Source organism: Bacteroides fragilis NCTC 9343 (assembly GCF_000025985.1).
In the GTDB taxonomy this organism is placed as follows: domain Bacteria; phylum Bacteroidota; class Bacteroidia; order Bacteroidales; family Bacteroidaceae; genus Bacteroides; species Bacteroides fragilis.
Window position 1 is genome coordinate 4,816,001 of sequence record NC_003228.3, and the last position, 22,066, is coordinate 4,838,066.

Annotated in this window: 14 protein-coding genes and 1 pseudogene; 7 read left to right on the top strand and 8 right to left on the bottom strand. The window is 44.0% G+C overall.

The window, feature by feature from the left end:
- Positions 1–4: 4 nt before the first annotated feature.
- The 8 genes from BF9343_RS19895 to BF9343_RS19930 all read right to left on the bottom strand — a co-directional run bounded on the left by BF9343_RS19895 (position 5) and on the right by BF9343_RS19930 (position 12,932).
- Complete coding sequence (locus BF9343_RS19895) at positions 5–2,539, bottom strand: alpha/beta fold hydrolase (protein ID WP_010993696.1); 2,535 nt, start codon at positions 2,537–2,539, stop codon at positions 5–7.
- Positions 2,540–2,796: 257 nt separating this feature from the next.
- On the bottom strand, positions 2,797–3,960 hold the full coding sequence (locus BF9343_RS19900) for a transglutaminase domain-containing protein (protein WP_005804079.1): 1,164 nt from the start codon (positions 3,958–3,960) through the stop codon (positions 2,797–2,799).
- A gap of 24 nt (positions 3,961–3,984) precedes the next feature.
- Positions 3,985–4,848 carry a hypothetical protein gene (locus BF9343_RS19905; RefSeq protein ID WP_224223196.1) on the bottom strand — a complete coding sequence of 288 codons (864 nt, stop codon included), beginning with the start codon at positions 4,846–4,848 and terminating at the stop codon, positions 3,985–3,987.
- Positions 4,849–4,869: 21 nt separating this feature from the next.
- Positions 4,870–7,023 (bottom strand): leucine-rich repeat domain-containing protein, encoded by a 2,154-nt coding sequence (locus BF9343_RS19910; RefSeq protein ID WP_010993698.1) that lies wholly within the window; start codon positions 7,021–7,023, stop codon positions 4,870–4,872.
- Between the two features lie 5 nt (positions 7,024–7,028).
- Entirely contained in the window at positions 7,029–9,644 is a 2,616-nt protein-coding gene (locus BF9343_RS19915; RefSeq protein ID WP_041926276.1) for a fibronectin type III domain-containing protein, read from the bottom strand.
- A 36-nt stretch (positions 9,645–9,680) separates the two neighbouring features.
- Entirely contained in the window at positions 9,681–10,661 is a 981-nt protein-coding gene (locus BF9343_RS19920) for a L,D-transpeptidase Cds6 family protein (protein WP_005804072.1), read from the bottom strand.
- Positions 10,662–10,693: 32 nt separating this feature from the next.
- Positions 10,694–11,707 carry a hypothetical protein gene (locus BF9343_RS19925; RefSeq protein ID WP_005804070.1) on the bottom strand — a complete coding sequence of 338 codons (1,014 nt, stop codon included), beginning with the start codon at positions 11,705–11,707 and terminating at the stop codon, positions 10,694–10,696.
- A 16-nt stretch (positions 11,708–11,723) separates the two neighbouring features.
- A complete protein-coding gene (locus tag BF9343_RS19930) occupies positions 11,724–12,932 on the bottom strand; it encodes a hypothetical protein (RefSeq protein ID WP_010993700.1) in 1,209 nt (402 codons plus the stop codon).
- 676 nt (positions 12,933–13,608) lie between these two features.
- Here BF9343_RS19930 and BF9343_RS19935 point away from each other — a divergent pair.
- The 7 genes and pseudogenes from BF9343_RS19935 to BF9343_RS19965 all read left to right on the top strand — a co-directional run bounded on the left by BF9343_RS19935 (position 13,609) and on the right by BF9343_RS19965 (position 21,985).
- A complete protein-coding gene (locus BF9343_RS19935; protein ID WP_010993701.1) occupies positions 13,609–14,166 on the top strand; it encodes an NUDIX hydrolase in 558 nt (185 codons plus the stop codon).
- A gap of 271 nt (positions 14,167–14,437) precedes the next feature.
- Positions 14,438–15,461, top strand: a pseudogene (locus BF9343_RS19940) (sensor histidine kinase).
- 8 nt (positions 15,462–15,469) lie between these two features.
- A complete protein-coding gene (locus BF9343_RS19945; protein WP_005804068.1) occupies positions 15,470–16,225 on the top strand; it encodes a LytR/AlgR family response regulator transcription factor in 756 nt (251 codons plus the stop codon).
- A 23-nt stretch (positions 16,226–16,248) separates the two neighbouring features.
- Positions 16,249–17,754: a 4Fe-4S binding protein gene (locus BF9343_RS19950; protein ID WP_010993706.1), complete on the top strand. Its 1,506-nt coding sequence runs from the start codon at positions 16,249–16,251 to the stop codon at positions 17,752–17,754.
- Positions 17,755–17,776: 22 nt separating this feature from the next.
- Positions 17,777–19,159 (top strand): aldo/keto reductase, encoded by a 1,383-nt coding sequence (locus tag BF9343_RS19955; protein ID WP_009293026.1) that lies wholly within the window; start codon positions 17,777–17,779, stop codon positions 19,157–19,159.
- Positions 19,156–21,456, top strand: coding sequence for a TonB-dependent receptor domain-containing protein (locus tag BF9343_RS19960; RefSeq protein WP_041926277.1), 2,301 nt, complete (start codon positions 19,156–19,158; stop codon positions 21,454–21,456). Before BF9343_RS19955 ends, BF9343_RS19960 begins: the two co-directional genes overlap by 4 nt.
- 16 nt (positions 21,457–21,472) lie before the next feature.
- Positions 21,473–21,985 (top strand): ECF transporter S component, encoded by a 513-nt coding sequence (locus BF9343_RS19965; protein WP_005782103.1) that lies wholly within the window; start codon positions 21,473–21,475, stop codon positions 21,983–21,985.
- The last annotated feature ends 81 nt before the right edge of the window (positions 21,986–22,066 follow it).

Below are 22,066 nucleotides of genomic sequence, written 5' to 3' on the forward strand. Positions count from 1 at the left end.
TCCTCTATTCACAAGAATCATTTACCACAAACTGCCTGATCTGGCAGGACGTACCCTTACTCTGCGGATGATGGTCTTTCGACATCCGAAGAGTCAGGCGATGTTTTCCCATCGGTAACTCCGTATCGAACATATACACCCAAGGGATATACAGTCCGCCACTCCAGGCTGTAAACGTATCTAACTTTTTGAATGGGGCACCATCGACACTATATTCCAGTATCCCGGCAGCCGGACCACTCACACAAAAGATACCGACAGCAGTCCCTTCAAAGTCAAGTGTTAACTTCGCTCCGGGACGATTGGTCTCAAGCATAGGTACGTCGACAAAGCCCGGACGCGTTTCGGCAGCAAGCCGGGGAGTCCATGGAGCAACCAACTGCCAACCTTTACCTATATGGGCTTGCCGGATATCGACCAATCTGCCATTTGTATAACTATATGCATCCAGTGGCACGGCAGGAAGAGCATGAGGCTTGGCAGCATCTTTGGCAGTAGCGCAAGGGGCATACATTTCATCGAGTACCTTGTTTATGGTAGCTGCATAATAGGCATGTCCCAAAGGGTTGGGATGTGTGCCGCCAAACTGTTCCCATGTGAATTCACCACTCCGCATCCGCGCAGCAATCTCAGAAGCAAGATTAACAGAAGGAAGCAGGTAATGATTGGCCACCCGCTCATGGTTCAGAATTACATCAGGCATCTGCCCTTTATCCAACTTCGGAATAAAAGGATCGTAAATGAAATGTAACATCATGATATCCATTGACGGATTGGAGACCAAGGCATGCCGGACAATGCCTTCCATGCCTCTTACCTGCTCAATGGCACTAAATCCATTGGTGTCATCGTTCACCGCAGCCTCTACAAAAAGCAGATCGACTTTGCCTTTGGACAACACATCATCCGTCAGGCGGAATGCCCCGGGAGTACTGCCGGTCGAAGGAATTCCGGCTGCAACAAAAGTGAACTTTGTATAAGGAAAACGCTGTTTCAAGTCTTCGCAAATCATATCCCGCCATCCCTTCATTTCGGTGATGGAGCCTCCCAGGAAAGCAACCGTACCCACCCGTTCTTTCTCAAACTTCCGATATGAATTCTGATAATTGCCTCTCAGCGTATAACATTGTCCGGCTTCATAGCCTGCCTGATGGCGAACAATAAAATCGACTACCGGAGTGGGATTCTCCAGACTGTGGGGATGATGATCCACCCCGGGTTTCAGAATAAGTTCGAACGGAGCCCCCATTGCTGTATAACGTTGACGAACCACTGCCGAGTTTTCGGAAAACGGCACTACCCTGTCACTATCGCCACATACACAAATCACCGGAATACGAGCATCCGCCAGAGGTTTCAACCGGTCGATCGGATTACCGGGAAATGTATTCATCCGGACTTCTGTCAATCCCCATTCGTCCAACATTCCTTTCCATAATCCGGCATTTCCGGACGAACGTCCCGGCCAGCTGAACACATCGCAAACCGGAGCATCGACATAGATACAAGCCACTTTATCCGGATGATCGGCTGCCCAATTATAAGCAAACAATCCTCCCCGACTAAAGCCTTCGAGTGTCACACGGGGAGAGAGACCGTACATCTGTACCATATTCCAATAGAAATCGGTACCTGACTTCCGGGCACGCGGACTTCCGTAAAGGTGGGTCAAGTCATAATAAGCCACATGAAAACCCCGCTTCAGCAAAGCCTCATCTACCGAAGCAAAAGCACCGAAAAAAGCAGGACGCCAAATCCAGGGATTACCTGCCGCCGCCCGTTCGGGGCAAACAACAATCGCCTGACGATCCTGATAGGTAAAAGTATATTGATCGAATCCCTGCCACTTGCTTTTATGACCGGGGAAAGGCTGGGAGACGTGTTCAGGTGCTTCTTTACCCGTCAGTTGCCGATAAATGACCCGGGCAATGCGGGCTGCAGCTTTTTCATTGGGATGCACATGATCGGCAAAGCACTCTTTCATACCTGTCAGCGGAGTATGCAGATCGATTACTTTCAATCGATATTTAGCAGCCAGCTGATCGATAACCGGCATCACGCCGTGTACAATCGTACTGTCATTAATCCCCCACTGTACAGCATAGGCGGGAATAGGGTAACACAGGTAGATTTCAGGTTTTGAGGGTAAAGCGCGAATCGTCCGTATCATCGTTTCCATATCCTTCTTAAAATCCGATTTGTACCGCCAGTTCTGCGGTTTCGTATCATTGGTTCCAAGTTTGATGGTCACAATATCGGGATTATAAGCCAATGCCTGCCGATAGCGTTCCTCCTTCATATAAGGATGGTCACCCTTCATCAACATGGTACGGGCACTGACTCCAAAGTTCCGGACTTCATAACCGTCGCCCAGCATCTGCCCCAGCACAGCGGGATAACTGTCTTTCGCAGGATTGCGCGTACCTACACCATACGTTATACTATTGCCGATACAGGCTATCTTAATCACTTTTTTCTGTGCCGTCACATACTGGGTGACCATCAAAAGCAGGAGTAAGGAAATAATTGCGTTTTTCATTTTTCTATTTGTTTATTCGCCCCCAAAGATACACAACGATTTTCAATAAACGGACGCAATCCTCCTCAAATATCACCTTGATAGAAGAGCCCAATCCGACCATACATTTTACAGATACCACTTTATAAAATGAAATAAAACAATCATACAGTTATGTGAAGACTTATTCCATCATTATACAGAAAGGGAGTCCATGCCGATATCTCTACATGTACTCCCTCTCTTAGAATAGTGTTTAATCCGTGATAGCCACCTGGCTATCTCCTCAATAAATTCCCTCGTAACGAAGGTTTTGTTGCATAATACCTCTCCAAAAATAACTTATGTTTATAGATTTGCATTGCCAGATCCATAATCGATTCGCGCAAATTGAGTAAAGCCTGTTTGTATTGGGGTGAAATAGTATGCACAGAGTTAATCAGGCTATCAGCCCGCAAAGTCAACTCCTCTGAAACTTCAATCATCCGACGTACTTGAGCCTCCGCTTTTCGGGGACGAAAACCCGCTTTCCGGTAACGAATAAAAACATTGATAGAATCAACCGCCCGATTTTGCAGATCGGTAGCGGCCGCATAAACATCAATGGCTTCCGAATCTTTCCCTACCTGTGTATTAGCCTGATTTAGCTGCAAAAAATAATCAACTAAATCATTACCTTTTCCATTCGCCAGGATTCTACTCCGAGCCGCCTCCAGTTGTTCCACCCAACTCTGCCGATCGTACACTTTCAGGGAGTCTTGCCAACAGAAAAACGGCACATTCCGTCCGGATTCCAAAACTCCCTTTTCAAATTCACTATACGAATAAGGACGTTTCAGGAATTGCCACAAGGGGTCAAAAGGCATATGAGTCTGAATGAAGCGTTCCGGCAACTGTTTAAAGTATACATCATCCGGCGCCGATACAAACCGATAGTCCTCAATATATCCCGTATCATAAGTGGGATCAAAGAAATACCATTCTCCATTCACCTGCGCAACGCACCACTCGTGCACTTCTGGAAGCACCACATTGCCACTCTTCCCGTAACCGTCAATCAGATATGCTTTTATCCCGACTTTACCGGCTAAAGTTTTAAAAAGCAGGGCGAACTGCCGGCATACTCCTTTTCGGGTCGAAAGTGTCTCCTGCACCTCCTTTTCCTCGCTATAAACCTCGTTCCGGGAGGTAAAAGTAGTGAAAACATTATAGGCCATACGGTGGGTCATCCACACATAAATAGCACGCATTTTCGCTTCATCTCCCTTAAATTTCCGGTTAATATACTCCGCAAAAGTATCTACCTTCTTCGTATATTCATCCGGAATACTTAAAATAGCGGCATCTACCCGTGCATATCTGTTAGAGGAAGGCTGAGCCTCTCCATAAAAAGGCATGCAAATTGCCATAAGTGACAGAAACCAAAACCGTTTTAACTTCATATCTATCTTTCAATAAAGAAATGATCAAAACATGATGCCTATACCTATATTAGCTTCGACTTGCTTAAATTGGTTGGTCTGTACCCCAAGCGAAACAGCCACTCCGCCAAAACGAGCGACAGCGCCCAGTTCCGCCTCAACACCTTTGTAACAGTCACTGTTAATCTTAACATATGGATTTTGTATCCCATCGACTTCCCCGTCTACCTCTTTCGCATAATTGCGGGATCCATATCCGACACCCGCATAGAGATAAAGCGTCTTCCAGTCACGTTGAAAAACCCGTTGAAGAACACCCGCAGTAATGGCAAAACGACTTTGTTGTTCTCCACCGGTATACCATCCGGAGGCCTTGTCCACCGGATCTAAATCAGAAGAGACACTGCCAAAGTCAGTCTTTACTTTCAAATATCCTCCAGTCTTTTTCACTACGCCCACCATCAGTCCGTAAGAAGTCTGCTCAAACGAACCGTAACTAAACACCGGCATCACCAAGGTTCTGATTTTGTTGTTTTTATCTTCAACCAACTTGATAGACAGTTCATATACCACTTGCTTCTCTATTTTTTCCGGAAACTCGTACCGTAACACACCATACTTTTCGTGCTTCAACGTCAGTCGGCGACAGCCTTGAGTGACATATACCTGCACTTCACCTTTTCGGTAAAGAGGAGCACCTATCACATTTCCTTCAAATTCAAAGTCCCTACCTGTAGTCTCTATTTTAATAAGCGCGCACGGATTATCATTCAAATCCAGTCTCGGTCTGGTACGGGCCGTTAAATCACGTTCCAACTTCTGAAAGCTCTTCACTTGTATCTCCTGAGCTGCCACGTCAGCAAACATCAGTACCGAAAAGAGCATCGTAAACAAACAAAATTTCTTCATAATCATCATTCTTTATCAAAATTACATATCCGTAACAGAAGGTTTTGAGCCTAGCGGATGACCGGCACGGGTAGAAGCATGCGAACCGACAATGCCGATAAAGCCGCGCGTCGATGCCGATGGGTTATTATTCTGCAGATAACATTCAAAAGGAGCGACATCACGCAATGATGGGACAAACACACTGCCTTTTTCGTAGTAAACGCTACCATCCGACCAATTATCCAGATTCAAAGCATACACCTTTCGGGTACCTGTTACCCAGTCATAAGTGCCATACATGGAATATGCACCGCCATCCGTGGGAACTATTTCCGGGGTTTCGCCAAGAGACACATTGTCAGCCTCGAAAGTGACATTACCCGAGATGCAATACTCACTGGCATACTCTTCCGCATTGGGCATAGCGATCAGATATGGTTTGTTGGCCTCAATCGCAGTGACATCTTTATAGGTTCCGTCCGCCTGCAATTCACGAAGCCAAAAGCGCTTCCAGATACCATCTCCCTCTGCCATGAAAGGAGCCAGCCGATTTCCGTCCTTATCAGTAATGGTCTGTACAGAGAAAGGAAGAATGATCGTCTGCCATCCGGCAGCTTTTCCGGGAATGGTTTTCATCGTAAACTCACGAGTATAGGATATTTTGTTAGCCGTAAAGGCTTTTGGACACAGATAGCGCTTCTCGTTTTTCAATACAATAGTCTGAGCGACCCCACCCGGCTCTATTACATTCTTCCAGGTACTGGGACATTTCACATCGTGAGAAAGATACAGCAAACAACTTGTGGAATTCAAATCAATAATATTGGGAACATCTCTATTACATTCCCAAAAGATAGAAGTTAAGCGGGAGCATCCGTTCAGAATACCTCCTCCCACGGAAGTGACCGTTTCGGGGATTGTGATAGAACTTAATCCTGAATAAGCAAAAGCTGAACTATTAATCTCAGGGGTTCCTTCTTGAGAAAGATTCATTTCATTCAGACTGGAACAATATTCAAAAGACTCATCACCTATGGACGTGACACTTTTAGGAATCGAAACGGACACAAGACTAGAACAGCCTTGGAAGCTTTTCCCTCCTATGACTTGCAATCCCTCATGGAAAGTTACGGTCTTAAGATTGACACAGTTCTTAAACGAAAAAGAGTTAATCCACGATACAGATGCGGGAATATCAATAGAAGCCAAATTTTGACAACCCTCAAAAGAACTGCCGCTATAATGATCATTTTCTGCTCCTATTCTCTTTAGATTATCGGACAACTTTACGTCTTTTAAGTTAGTACAGTTCTGATAAGTACCGTTTTCAAGCGTTGTAACCGTATTGGGCATATCAACAGAAGTCAAGCTCTTACAATTAGCAAAGGCGCCAGTTCCAATACTGACTAAAGACGAAGGTAATGGTACATCAACAAGACTACTACAATCCCTAAAAGCAGAAACTCCAATACTAACTAAGGACGAAGGTAATGGTACATCAGCAAGACTACCACAATACTGAAAAGCATAGTCAGGAATAACCTGTAAGTCAGGAGACAAGGTTACCTTAGTCAGTTTGCCACAACTTTCAAAAACTCTTTCACCTAAAGTTTCGACATTCGGAAGGTCTACTTTTTGCAAACTGCTACAAGATTTAAATACATGTGCTCCCACCTTCTTCACAGTCACCGGAATTTCAATCGAAACAAGGTTTTTATTACCGTAAATGCCATAATCTTCTATCTCGGTTATATCTTTAGGCAATACCAAAGTCACTAACAAAGAAAAACATTGCAGCATTTTGGGGGTTATAACTCCTTTCTTTAGTTTATAATGCTCCCGATGATCCTCCGCGCCATACGTTTTATCACTTTCTATCAACTCTACCTCTTTCATATCCAACACCTCCAGTCTAGGCATTTGATAACGAATCGCATCGATATCACTCGCATCCAAAGGGCCGGATACCCTCAATTTTTGGATCGTTTCCAGCTCTCCCTCCTGAAAAAACGATGCAAACTTACCGGCTTCCGTCATCGCCACGGTTTTCTCCACCAAAGCTGCCTTCGTCACCGGTTGAGATGTACTCTGATCAGGATTGACCCATTCCTCCACATCACCCTGGCATGCGGAGAAGCTTCCTATAGCTGTTGCTAACAGCAAAATAAGTAATGATAAATTATTTCGTTTCATCTTTTCTAATTTTTACTTGGATTGTCAATGTCACCCGGCTCCGGCGCTCTTTTCGTTGAGTATTGTTTCACAGGACCATAACTTAGCCCATGTTCATTCTTTGCATAGGCCCGGATATAATAGGTGGTACCTAACTTCAACCCCGAAATGGTAGTTTTTATCTCATTTCCTGCCGCTGCCGTAACAGAACCTCCTTCCGCGTTCGACTCAGTCGTTACCACAGGCTCTTGGCTGGAAGTGCTATAACAGAATCCCTGATCGGAGATGGTTCCTTTGCCGGACTCTCCCACCGCATTGGTTCCATTATTATTTATATAGGTACTGGCGGTAATTGAGCTGCCGGTGCTGCTAAAATTAATATCATTCCGTAAAGTAGGTTTCATCCATGGAGTTAATTCCGTCACACTTCCAAAGCAACCATTGTCCATGAACTGACTTTGAGCGAATGCTCTCACACGATACGTTACTCCCACTTCCAATTGGATGGTTGCTGTAAACCCGTCATCGCCACCGGTTCCCTCTAAGAAAACACTACTTGCGGAAGGCTCGCCGGTGGTACTGTAATAAAAACCTTTGCGAGCCAAAGATCCGTACCCAGTATTGGTCACCTTCGCTTTCAGCGTCATAATCCCATTTACCACACTGGTGGTCACTTGCGAAAGGACCGGATCATTGATCACCCACTGATCACCACCGAATGTCTCCGTATCGCTATATCCGGTCATATTCCCCGAGTTTACCACATAAGCACGTAGATGATAGACCGTGTTCGGCTTAATGGTGATACTGGCGGTGAAGCCATTCTCGGTATCTGTTCCGGGCACTTTGGTCATAGAGTTAATATCATCATTCCAGCCGGTTCCCCAATAGAAACCTTTCTCGCTGATTTCTACATTGCCGGCACTAACTACGGATGACGAGAGTGTGAGTACGTCCGGAGTAGCTTTGTCCCATGTGTAAGAAAGTTTTCCAGCCACAGGAACAACCGCCTTGGTCGGTTCAAACGAGTAATAATAACTATACCCTTTTCCGCCTTCATTAACCGCATATGCGTACACGTAATACACCGTGTTTGCCTTAATGTCTTTTACCAAGGCGCTGAAAGTCGCATCAGTACCTTCCGCCACTACTTTATTCATTTTAGGGATGTCCGTTTCCGGATATCCTGAGACCGAAGCCGTGCTCCAATAAAATCCCCTTTCGCTCACCGTTCCTCCTCCTGCATCAGTTACCTTAGAGCTCAGTTTCATCTCTTTTCCTTGGGTTGAAGAAGTTATCTCACCCAAAGCAGGTACACTGACAGGAACAGAAGTTACTTTCAAAACCTCTCCAAACCCTATTTGCTCAGCATCATTCACCGCAAAAGGACGGATATAATACACTTGATTCTTCGCTAACTCTTTTATCACTGCAGTGAACACATCTCCTTCTACCTTTCCCTCCAAATGAGTATCCTCCTGATCCGGAGTCTGGTGGGTGGTACTATAATAAAATCCTGCCCGACTGATCGTCCCGTTTCCTGTATCCATGATGCGGGCGGAAACAGTCAGAGTCATCTTATCAACGTCCATATCATAGGTCGGCTCACTCACAACCGGTGCCTTCAATGACTGAGTTGTAAATTCTTTCCGCCCGCCAAAAGCCAGTTTGGTTACCTCGCTTCCAACCCTGTTCTTCGCATAAGCCCTCACCGAGTAGGTCGTATTAGGAACCAAACCCGACACTTTATAACTATATATATTGTCGTCCGATTTCTCTTCGACTTTATAAGTCGTCTCTTTATCCGGACTGTTCTTCTCACTCAGATAGAACCCTTTTTCAATCATTTCTCCTTTACCCGGATCTTCGATAACCGCCATCAAGGTTACCCAATTGGCCCCTACCTCACTTATCTCCTGTGTAGTGAGCCGAGCAGCTTCCTGAGAGCTGGTCGCTTGGTAGATCACACTGCTCTTTCCCTCGTCCTTAGTGTTGATGGCATAAGCATAAATCTCATACGTTGTTTCAGCCGACAGACCTTCAATCGTAATCTCAAAAGTATCATTGGTTCCATCCTTGAATTTAGAGGTTGCTTTTCGAGTGGGCTCTCCGACCTCCCCTTTCACCTTATAAGCAATTCCGAATTGCTGAAGCTTAGAGCTACCCGAATCCTTTATCTTACACTCGATCGTCAAGCTATTTTCCCCAATCCCGATAGCCAAAGGCTCTTCCAGTTCTGGGGCCGAATTAGACAAGGTTCTGAACTCCTTAATCGGTGCGCTTCGAATAATAGCGGAACCATTACTGGCATACATACAATAATAATATTTAGTATCGGGTTCCAGATTGGTCAAAGCTACTTCGCAAAGCCCACCCGTATCAGGAGTGGCAGAAACTCGTATCGCATCTTTTGTAGGCACTGTGGAAGCAGTGGAATACATAAATCCGCATTCAAAAGAACCCAATCCATCGGGAATGACGATACGCCCCCTTAAAACGACCTCCGAACGCCCTACATTGTTATGCTCTATCTCCCCGTTGTCAAACTCGGGCTTAAACACCGAATTATCTCGATCATCACTGCTGCACGCTCCCAGTACAACAAAGACAATCACATTCAACCAATTCCATATTTTTTTCATATTTATATTCAATTATTATATTTCACATTTAGCCCATTACTCCACTTCAAAATCATCACACGTAAATATCTCCTCTTCGGGCAGCTTCGTTGTAGCATTCAGCATTTCGGGTTGCCAGGTACGAACATGAATTTTAGGTGCATCCTCGTTTGTAAAATCCCACAACAAAAACAGATAGCCTTCGTCGTGATAGCTGTCTGATGTGTATCCCTGCTTCAAAGTCACTCCATAAAAGCCCTCTTTGGCGGGATGTTTCACTACATTTATTTCATCAAATATCACATGAATCCGTTTATTAGCTCCAAAAATCGTTTTCAACCGCGAGAGGTATTCTTTCTTTGACTGTTTGTTATAGACCACCTTCTCAGAGGCTACAAAATGATTCATCTCAGAAGGTACAGAACGAATCACCTTACCGGTAATGATCAGAGCATCATCACTGAATATCTGATTCAAGAAAATAAGATCTTTCGTATTGTAAGCTGTACGGAACTGTTCGACGTAATCCAGAATCAACTGACGGTAACGAAAATCCGCCACCTCTTTCCCTGCCACTAGAACTTTAGTATACAGATTAGTGCTAATAGCCAAATGAAAATCAGTAATCTTAGCTTGAGAGTCAAAACCAATCACTCCCTCTTGATATTCGTCTTTCGAACCGTCAGGCTGCGATAAGAAAAGAGGAATATTACGTACCTGATAAGTTCCGTTCATATTCAGACAACGTTCTATCACTTCTGTTTCGGCACAACGAAAAGGAGTATTTTCCCATAGCATGCGAATGCTATTCTGCACCTCCATCGCCATGCTGATCTTTGAAAAATCAGGCAAACGCTTTTCAACGTAAGCACTATTTATTTCCGTTAATAAATTGGTGATATTAACTTGTACAGCTTCTTTTAAATTTGCATTATCCATATCTGTCAAATGAAAATCAGTAGCATATTGTGCTTTAGCAAAGACAGATAATTGAAGAAAAGCAATTAATAAGATAAATTTGATTTGTATCGTTTTCATGACTATATTCTTTTTATTTATGATCCATTCATTTAAAAAACTTGAAACCAAATGACTCCATGCCCTTTATAATTTTTCAAAGCATCAGCCGTATTTGTTTTAAGATTCGTACGCTCTTTAGCCCCTTTATTCAAAACTGTTATCAACCGCTTATCTTTAATGATAACCAGATAAGAGGCTTGAGGATTCTTTATGGTTTTCACATTACCGTATATTAATTTACCTTCTCTTTGCCCTTTCTCCAAGAATGAAAGCACTTCATCGAAAGAGTTCAGAGCCAATAAGTTCGTAACAAGAAGCCGGTCTGTGTCAGGCAAAGATTCTACTGCAGATGGAAGCTCTTCTATTTCAATCGGTGACTCCACACTTGAGGTCTTGCCAGTAGTAGTTGCCGGAGTTATCACTTTGGAAGGCGCTTCGGGCGTAGTCATAACAACTGTAGTTGGAGCAGATGAATATAGGGTAGGAACCGTATCAGCCACCACCTGCTCCGGCTTATTTACTACCGAGCCATCTTCCGTCTCAACTCCTACTTGATTCAGCAGACTGACTATACCACCTACTTTACGTGTATCATCAGCCGTCAACTTAAGTTCCGATTCCGCATTATCCTGCTTTAAAGAGTCTTGTTGCACTCGTTCAGCCTCCGCTCTCTTCCATTTCTCCAGTGCCTTGCCCGGATTTTTATGAAAAGCAAAAGCATCTTTCAGAATATAAGTACATACTCTAAATAAATCCCCATTCTTAATCACTACATTCTGACATTTGTCCTCAATCACATCCCAAATCTCCTCTACATCTTTTGGGTCCATCTTAAACCGTTGAGAAAAAATCCCAATCACATGTACATGAAGTAAGTCCAACGAATATTGCTGAGCCTCTGACATCCCTACTGGAGTAGTAGCTTCTGCATATACATACTTCTCGCTTAACTTGATATCTCTCACTTTTTCGCGAAGAGAATCCTGAGAAACAGTAATTCCCTGTGAATACACAAGGAGTGGCACTAGGCCCATAGCTAAAAATAGTGTAATACCTCTGACCATAATTATCTTATATTTATTAATTTTGTCCACCAAATAAATTACGCAAATTGTGTATAGGAACAAATCCGTACAATTGCATATTCATTTTATATCTATCGGGATACAGCAAAATACGAATATCCGTATCAAAATAGAGCAAATGATTATACCCCAAAGAGCGATTTACCATAAAAGCTATTCCCCAAAAATGATTTCCAACAGAACGTTCCATACCTACGTATACATCGCAACCACTATTTTTACAATAATCAACCAGCTCACACAACGGTAATTCAAAGCTGTTTTTCCGATTACCGTACATACATTGGGTCACCTGTACTTTACATCTTTCATCCGCACTAATCGTAAATAAATTAGAGATAGATTCTACAGGTGAATGAATATCTAAAATCGGAGTAAATTTACCGTCAGTTCCTTTTTTATAATATTGACTGGAAGAAATAGCTTCAATGCCATAAAAGTCTTCCCCCGTCACATAGCAAGAGTCGTTTAAAGCTTTCAATGATTGGGGTATGCATGCCGGAGAGGGCCTCCGACCAAGACGATAATTTTCCAAATTCATGTAAAACAGATTTTCTGCTTCAACTTTATTCATTCCCCAAATTAATTCATATTGAATAGGGAAACGCAAAGAAAAAAGCATTTCTTTATCATGATACCATACCATAGTATAACGACTATTATCAGTAGTAATAATAAAAGAATGGGCTGAATTCATTTCCCTTAACACTGACAATAATCTGGCATGAGTGAGCAAACGATTATTTTGTCCCAAACGAACCATCACTTTACTTTCTTCTAAGAGATGCCGCATCCCTTCATCATTATCTGTTAACAATAACTCCAATAAATAACGTTCAACAAATGTATATACAGGGGAAGGATTCTGTTCCATAACCGTACGATCGAATAGTTCGAACCCGATATGATTAACCGTACGATACAAGTCAGTAGTAACAATAATTTGTTTATCCGGGCATAAAGGCTTTAATAAGATACGTTGTTTTACCGAACAATCAGCCTGATATTGTGAAGAAAGCTGGAAGGCTATATTTTCAAGTTTTTTAGATACAAATTTTCCCTGTTCTTGCGAAAGCAAAAATGTTATATCACAAAAACAAAATAAAATGACCCAAGAAATTCTACAAGTCATTTGTTTCTTATCGATACTACCATACATGTGTGTTTTCCAATTCAAATTTAACACAAAAAGCGCAAGCTTCATCAGTCATTTTGTCTCTCAGGTATCGCCAAACACCTCTGCACTCAATGACCAACTTTGCTTGCGCCTATTTTACTATAAAACAGATTTGCATTTTACTTCCAAAGCAAAACACAAACACAGATACGGTAATATAAGGTAAACAATCGTTGAAGCATTTTTCTTGTGCAGTCTCAAAATTTGGCGATTTCAGAGACAAGAATCAGCTCACGCTCGTTAACTAACACAACTAAGTTTCACTTAACTTAGCAATATTCGCAAAAATAGATAAAAAAAAGCAAGTTGCAAAAAATTCCCTCAAAATAAAAACAGCACGCATCTCGCCCACGTAAAAACATGTGACGAGATGCAATGCTGCTAAAAACGTCCCTGTACAGTCTTTAATATTTGGCGATTCGGAGAGACAAGAACTTTTAATTATATTATATATCTATTACCCACAAACATTATCACAAATATACAATAATTAAACAAGCAACAAAGATATAAAAAAGGAAAAGAAGAATAAATGGTAATAAAAAGGGGATATAGTAAAAAAATAGAGATTATTTAGCAATATTTTAAGTTGTGAACTTATCACATCGTCATTTTTCTTCGATATTTTATTAATGATTCTGCACCCGTCAAAGAATTAGCACTATATTTGCCCTACTTTAAATCATTATCTAATATCCCAATAATGGAAAAAAAAGACGAAATCTGGCAGGTAGTCAGCAGTAAATATCTATTTCGGCGCCCATGGCTAACCGTACGTTGTGACGACATGCTTTTGCCCAACGGCAATCATATTCCGGAGTATTACATCCTTGAGTATCCCGACTGGGTGAACACCATCGCCATCACCAAAGAAGGAAAGTTTGTATTCGTCCGCCAATTCCGTCCGGGAATAGGTAAACAGCTATACGAACTCTGTGCCGGCGTATGTGAGAAAGAAGACGCTTCACCACTTGTTTCGGCGCAACGGGAGCTACTTGAAGAGACCGGATACGGCAAAGGCAACTGGAAAGAGTATATGGTAATTTCGGCCAATCCGAGTACTCATACCAATCTGACACACTGCTTTCTGGCTACTGATGTGGAGCAAATCGACACACAACACCTGGAAGACACGGAGGCGCTTACAGTACATCTGCTCAGCCTTGAAGAGGTAAAAGAACTACTGGAAAACGGACAGATCATGCAGTCACTGCATGCAGCCCCACTTTGGAAATACATGGCAGAACATAAACAGATCTAAATAAAAAGCCTTGGAGCGTAGGGAGTTTCTCATCGGATGTTGTCTTTATAGGAAAGAACCTATAAAACCAACAAACATTATGAAAGAATTTATGCTGATCGCTTCTCTCGTCTTGTCATTCTGCATTCTTATTTTATGTAGAGACTATATCGTATTTATGCTGAAAAAATGAAAAAGTTTCGCTTTTATGCTTCTTTTTTCGTTTTGACATGACATTACAAAATAAGGAATCATTATTTTGCTTTTCTTTGCAGTGAGAAAGAAGAGCATCATGGATTCCTTTGATAAATATATATCCCGGAACCTTCCGCTGGTCAGCCTGATCAGTGCGGTTTTCATCATATATCCCAATATAGCCTGCACCCCGTGGGAGCTAAACTCTTTGGAACCATCGGAATACCTTGGTTTCTTTTCTTACTTCATATACCGTTTCCTCTTCTTTTGGGGGATGATCGGTTTCCTGATAAACTACAATCTGCGGCAGATCCCGACAGCGCTGTTCAGGAAACGCCTGACTCACAACTTCCTGTTTGCACTGACCGGTTATCTGTTCTTCGCATCCGTTTCGTACACCATCTCTTCGCATGGTTTCCATACGGATTTTCTGGGAAGCACTTTAATCTCCCAGTTCTTCACGCTCTGCTTTTTATGCACTTTGGTAGGATACATCTCCATGCTTTATACCCGGCAAAGAGAAAAAAGAACAGGAAATAGAACGTCTCCGTTTTGAAAACTTGCAAAGCCGTTGTGATGCACTGGCCAACCAGGTAAACCCGCACTTCTTCTTCAACTCACTGAACGGAATATCTTCACTGATCCGAAAGAAGAACGATGAAAACACGCTGACGTATGTCAACCAACTATCCGATATTTTCCGGTATATCTTGCAGAGCGACCGCAAAGGAGTGGTTACACTGAGAGAAGAACTGGAGTTCATCCAGTCCTTCCGATACGTAATGGAGGTACGCTTTGCCAATAAACTGAGTTTTACTATCGACGTGGATGAAGCACAGAAAGATGTACTGACACTGCCTGTACTCTCACTCCTGCCATTGGTAGACAACGTCACGGTACACAACAGGATAGACAGTGAACACAAAATGGATATCTCCATCCGGCTGAACGAACAATACGAACTGGTGGTATCCAATCCCATTTACCCCAAACTGTCACCTCCCGACACCAACGGAACGGGATTAAGCAACCTTGAAAACCGCTTCAACTTATTAATGAATAAACAAATCCGGATAGAAACTGATGAAAAAGTGTTCCGGGTATATTTACCTCTAATATAGTGGCTGTTATGAAAGTATTGATTGTAGAAGACGAAACTGCTGCCTATGAAAATTTAACGGATATTCTCACAGAGATAACTCCCGACATCCGGATCATGGCAAATACGGAAAGTGTCACACAAACCGTCGGGTGGTTACAATCTAATCCGGCTCCGGATCTGATATTCATGGATATTCATTTATCGGACGGATCGGCTTTTGCTATTTTCGACAGAATAGAACTGGAGACTCCCATCATATTCACAACCGCTTATGACCGATATGCCATCGAAGCTTTTAAGGTGAACAGCATAGATTATTTATTAAAGCCGGTCAAAGTGGAAGATGTAGAACACGCATTGGAGAAATACAGTAAGCTGACCCGGCAGGACTTATTACAATATTTGTCACAACTGACTCTATTGAAACCTGCACCCAGATACAAAGACAAGTTACTGATTGCACACAAAGACAAGCTGTTACCGGTAAATATAAAAAATATTTCTTATTTTTACGCAACCGGCAAAAATACGTATGTATGCTTAAAAGACGGCAATCGTTATCCATACTCCAAGACTTTGGAACAAATTGCTTCCTCACTGAACCCGGAAGACTTCATCCGGGCCAATAAGCAGTTTATCGTAGCGAGGGATAGCGTAACGGATATAACCATCTGGTTCGACAACCGTCTACTTATCACGCTCGATACAGAAGTACCGGAACGTATTTATGTCAGCAAAAACAAAGCATCGGAATTTAAAACATGGCTTGTAAACGATAAATAACAAACTCAATAAAAACAAACGCAATGTTACGAAAAATCAGATTAACATGTGGCATCATCTGCCTGACACTGATCACCTTGCTATTCCTTGACTTTACCGGAACCCTTCACGGTTGGTTCGGCTGGCTGGCAAAGATCCAGTTCCTCCCTGCAGTACTGGCATTGAACGTAGGGGTAGTAGTCCTTTTAATCATCCTGACAGGAGTATTCGGCCGAATCTATTGCTCGGTGATTTGTCCGTTGGGGGTATTTCAAGATGTAGCAGCCTGGATTGGCAAAAAGCGGAAAAAGTTACCCTACTCCTATTCTCCCGCTCTCTCCCTCCTACGCTACGGGGCATTGGCAATATTCATCATCACCCTGGTGGCAGGAGTAAGTTTCATCGCAACTCTATTTGCTCCCTACAGTGCTTACGGGCGTATCGCAAACAACCTGTTCCAACCCATTTGGCTGTGGGGAAACAACCTGTTCGCCCATTTAGCCGAACGGGCCGGCAGCTATGCATTTTATGAAGTAGACATCTGGATAAAAAGTCTGCCTACTTTCATTGTAGCCGCAGCTACTTTTGTCATCCTGATATTATTGGCATGGCGGAACGGACGCACTTACTGCAATACAATCTGCCCGGTAGGGACGGTACTGGGATTTCTTTCACGTTACTCCTTGTTCCGCATCACAATAGATACGGAAAAATGCAATAAATGCGGACTTTGTGCACGCCATTGTAAAGCGACCTGCATCAATGCTAAAGAACATACGATCGATTACAGCCGATGCGTGGTTTGCATGGATTGTCTTGGTAAATGCAAGCAGAAAGCGCTCAGTTACCAATTGCGGACAACCAAGGCCCGGCCAGCAAAAGCAGAAGAAAATGCTCATGCAGCCTCATCCAAGGAAGTCAATGAAGCACGTCGCAATTTCCTTACCGTAACGGCAATGGCCGCTACGGCATCAGCCCTAAAAGCACAAGAGAAAAAAGTAGACGGAGGACTGGCGGCCATAGAAGATAAAAAGATCCCGAACCGCCAGACTCCCATTACACCTCCCGGTTCGTTGAGTGCACGAAACATGGCAGCACATTGCACAGCTTGCCAATTGTGCGTATCAGCTTGTTCCAACCAAGTATTGCGTCCTTCCACTAACCTGATGAATCTGATGCAACCTGAAATATCATATGAACGCGGATACTGCCGTCCGGAATGTAATGACTGTTCACAGGTATGTCCGACAGGAGCCATACACCCCATTACAACAGCCGACAAATCTTCCACTCAAATCGGACATGCTGTCTGGATCAAAGCAAACTGCGTGTCGCTGACCGATGGAGTGAAATGTGACAACTGTGCCCGTCATTGTCCGACAGGAGCTATTCAGATGATTGTCGCCGAACCGGAAAAAGAGACTTCTCCCCAAATTCCGGCGATCAACACCGAGCGTTGCATCGGCTGTGGAGCATGCGAGAATCTTTGTCCGGCACGTCCGTTCAGTGCCATCTACGTCGAGGGGCACGAAAGGCATCGTATCATATAACACATCTCAAAAATAAAGACATATGGAAAAACAGAATAATCATATAGACCGAAGAGGATTCCTGAAAATTGTGGGCATCAGTGCCGCTACAACGACAGCAGCTCTTTATGGCTGCGGCTCCGGAACTAAAAGCAGCCAGGGACGGAATGCCTCCTCTCCTGTTCCGACAGACCAGATGACTTACCGCTCAGTAGGCGGAATCAAAGATAAAGTATCCCTCCTGGGATATGGCTGTATGCGTTGGCCTACCGTTCCTTCACCGGAAGGAAAAGGAGACCTTATCAATCAGGAAGCTGTCAACGAATTGGTAGACTATGCCATTGCTCATGGAGTGAATTATTTCGATACATCACCTGTATACGTACAGGGCTGGTCGGAAAAAGCAACCGGTATCGCTCTCAAGAGGCATCCGCGCGAGAAACTTTATATAGCCACCAAGCTATCGAATTTCTCTAACTTCTCACGCGAAAACTCACTTGCGATGTATCATCAATCATTCAAGGATATGCAAGTGGAGTATTTTGATTACTATCTGCTGCACGCCATTGGCGGAGGCGGGATGAAGGTATTCAATGAGCGTTATATCGATAACGGTATGCTGGACTTTCTTCTCAAGGAACGAGAGGCCGGACGCATACGTCATCTCGGCTGGTCATTCCATGGTGACGTTGAGGTTTTCGACCAGGTACTTGCCATGCACGATACGGTGAAATGGGATTTTGTACAGATTCAGCTCAACTATGTGGACTGGCGCCACGCAACCGGAAACAATGTAAATGCGGAATACCTGTACGGCGAACTGGCCAAACGGAATATTGCCGCTGTGATCATGGAACCGCTATTGGGCGGACGGTTATCGAATGTACCGGAGCACATCGTGGGACGGCTAAAACAACGACGTCCCGAAGACAGTGTGGCATCGTGGGCATTCCGCTTCGCCGGTTCACCGGAATTGGTACTGACCGTATTGAGCGGTATGACTTATATGGAGCACTTACAGGATAACATCCGCACTTATTCACCACTGGTTCCGCTGACCGATGACGACAAAGAGTATCTGGAAGAAACCGCGCAACTGATGATGCAATACCCTACCATCCCCTGTAATGACTGTAAATATTGCATGCCCTGTCCATACGGCATCGATATTCCTGCCATTCTCGTACATTACAACAAGTGTGTCAACGAAGGGAATATTCCGCAAAGCCAGACAAGTGAAAACTACAAAGAAGCACGACGCGCTTTCCTTGTAGGCTACGACCGCAGTGTACCTAAATTGCGACAAGCCAGTCATTGCATCGGATGCAACCAATGTACCCCGCATTGTCCGCAATCCATCCACATACCGGAAGAACTGCATCGCATCGATCGTTTTGTAGAACAGCTCAAGCAGGGGACACTATGATGGAAAAGATAATTGATCTTCTACACTCCGGAGGATATTCCTGTGTCATCGGAAACGGAACAGAGATACGAACCTTCACCCAACGGGGCGTTGCCGATTTATATGACTTATTTCGGCAAGACCCCTCCTTTATGAAAGGAGCCTGCATCGCCGACAAGGTAATTGGAAAAGCAGCAGCAGGTCTAATGGTATTGGGAGGAATCCGACAGGTATACGCGGATGTTATCAGCCAACCTGCACTTGCACTCCTGCACAATGCCAATATAGAGGTAAGTTATGTACGGCTGGTGCCTTTCATCGAAAACCGGGATAAAAGCGGATGGTGTCCGTTGGAAACAGCTTGCTATGGAATAGAATCCATACAGGAAATATTCCGGATCATCGAAAACTTCCTTTCCAAGATCAGGATGAAGAAAAACCTGCTCGGCATTCTATTGGTATGCGCTTTTCTCAGTTCATCTTTACAAGCACAAGTCCGGAAAGATACGACACAAGCAGGGCATAATTATGAAATAGACGGCGTGGTAGTGACCGGCACGAGGAATGAAACCGATATCCGTCACCTGCCAATGACAATCTCCGTGGTGAACCGTGAAACCATCAGGCAACGCTCCGAACCTTCCCTGCTCCCCACATTGACAGAACAGGTTCCCGGATTGTTCACCACCAGTCGTGGCGTGATGGGATATGGAGTGTCAAACGGTGCGGCAGGCGGTATCAGCCTGCGTGGTATAGGTGGCAGCCCCACTACAGGATTATTGGTATTGATTGACGGGCATCCCCAATACATGGGATTGATGGGACATCCCATTGCTGATGCTTACCAATCGATGCTGGCCGAGAAAGTGGAAGTTGTGCGCGGCCCCGCATCCGTACTTTATGGCTCGAATGCCATGGGTGGAGTAATCAACATCGTAACCCGCCGGCAACGGGAAGACGGAGTGAGAACCGGAGTCCGACTGGGATATGGTTCGTATGACACATGGATGACCGAAGCTACCAACCAAGTAAAAAAAGGACGTTTCAACAGCATTATCACCGGATCTTATAACCGGACAAACGGTCATCGCCCCAATATGGAATTTGAGCAATATGGGGGATATACGAGGTTGGGTTATGAACTGGATCACAGCTGGAACGTATCGGCCGATCTGAACCTGACACATTTCAATGCTTCCAATCCGGGAACTGTCAGTACACCGGTTTTTGATAATGACTCGCGCATTACACGCGGCATGACTTCTTTTGCTCTGGAAAACAGATACGAACGTACATCGGGGGCACTCAAGTTTTTCTATAATTGGGGCAAACATCACATTAATGACGGATATGGTACGGGAGAAGAACCGCTAGACTACCGCTTCAATTCCAAGGACCGGATGATGGGAATCTCCTGGTATCAGAGTGCCTCTTTATTTTCCGGCAACCGACTGACTGCAGGAATAGATTATATGCAATTCGGCGGTGAAGCCTGGAACCGTTTCATTGCGGACAAACATAAAGAAGGTATCTCGGATAAATCGGAAAATGAGATTGCCGGATATCTCGATTTCCGCCAGGCAATCGGCAGTTACCTGACAATGGATGCAGGGCTCCGTATAGATCACCACACCGTCACCGGAACGGAATGGATACCACAAGTCGGTTTGTCGGTACAATTGCCACAAGACGCAAGCCTGAAAGCAATGGCCAGTAAAGGATTCCGTAACCCAACGATTCGTGAACTGTATATGTTCCGACCGGCCAATCCCGACTTGTTGCCGGAACGGCTGTGGAATTACGAACTATCTTATTCACAACGCTTACTCAAAGGTACTTTTTATTACGGAGTCAACCTTTTTTACATCAACGGGGACAATATGATTCAGACCATTCGCACAGACGGACGCCCACTGAACGTAAACACAGGCAAAGTCGAGAATTGGGGAGCAGAAGCCGACATAGCATATCACATTCACCCCATGTGGAGACTGACAGCTAACTACAGTTGGCTTCATATGGAGCATCCCCTGATAGCCGCACCCGAACATAAACTATATACAGGCATCGATTTCACACAGAAGAAATGGAGTTTCTCCACCGGAATACAATATGTGACAGGACTCTATACGGCAGTCGTCCCTCAGGAAAAGAAAGAAAACTTCCTCCTGTGGAATCTTCGCGGCAGTTATCGCATTTGCTCTATTGCCGACCTGTTTGTAAAAGGGGAGAATCTGCTGGCACAACGTTATGAAATAAACGCAGGTTACCCCATGCCGAAAGCTACATGTATGGGAGGAATTAATATTAACTTTTAATTATTACATCATAATTATGGAAACAACATCTATCAAGCTTTATTCATTGAATTACAATGATACGAAAACGTATCTGGCAACACTGCTATTCGTAGTGGGCAATATGGCACTCCCCCAACTTTTCCATCTCATTCCGCAAGGTGGTATCACTTGGTTACCCATCTATTTTTTTACTCTGATCGGAGCTTATAAATACGGATGGAAAGTAGGGTTACTGACAGCACTTCTATCGCCTGTTTTAAACTCATTATTGTTCGGCATGCCTCAACCGGTGATCTTACCCGCCATACTCTTAAAATCGACACTTCTAGCGATAGCTGCCGGTTATGCAGCCCACCGCTACAAACGCATTTCCATCCCTATCCTCCTCCTGGTCGTGTTATCCTATCAGGTGGTCGGCACTTTAGGCGAATGGATCCTTGTCAACGATTTTTTCAGTGCCGTACAGGATTTCCGTATCGGTCTGCCGGGAATGGCTCTGCAAATATTCGGAGGCTATCTGTTTATAAGTCGTTTGATTTATAAATAAATGCGATAACAGACAATCTGCTTGATATAGCCCAACCACAAAAAAATGGAAGATATGACTTTCCGAACCGTCTATCTTCCA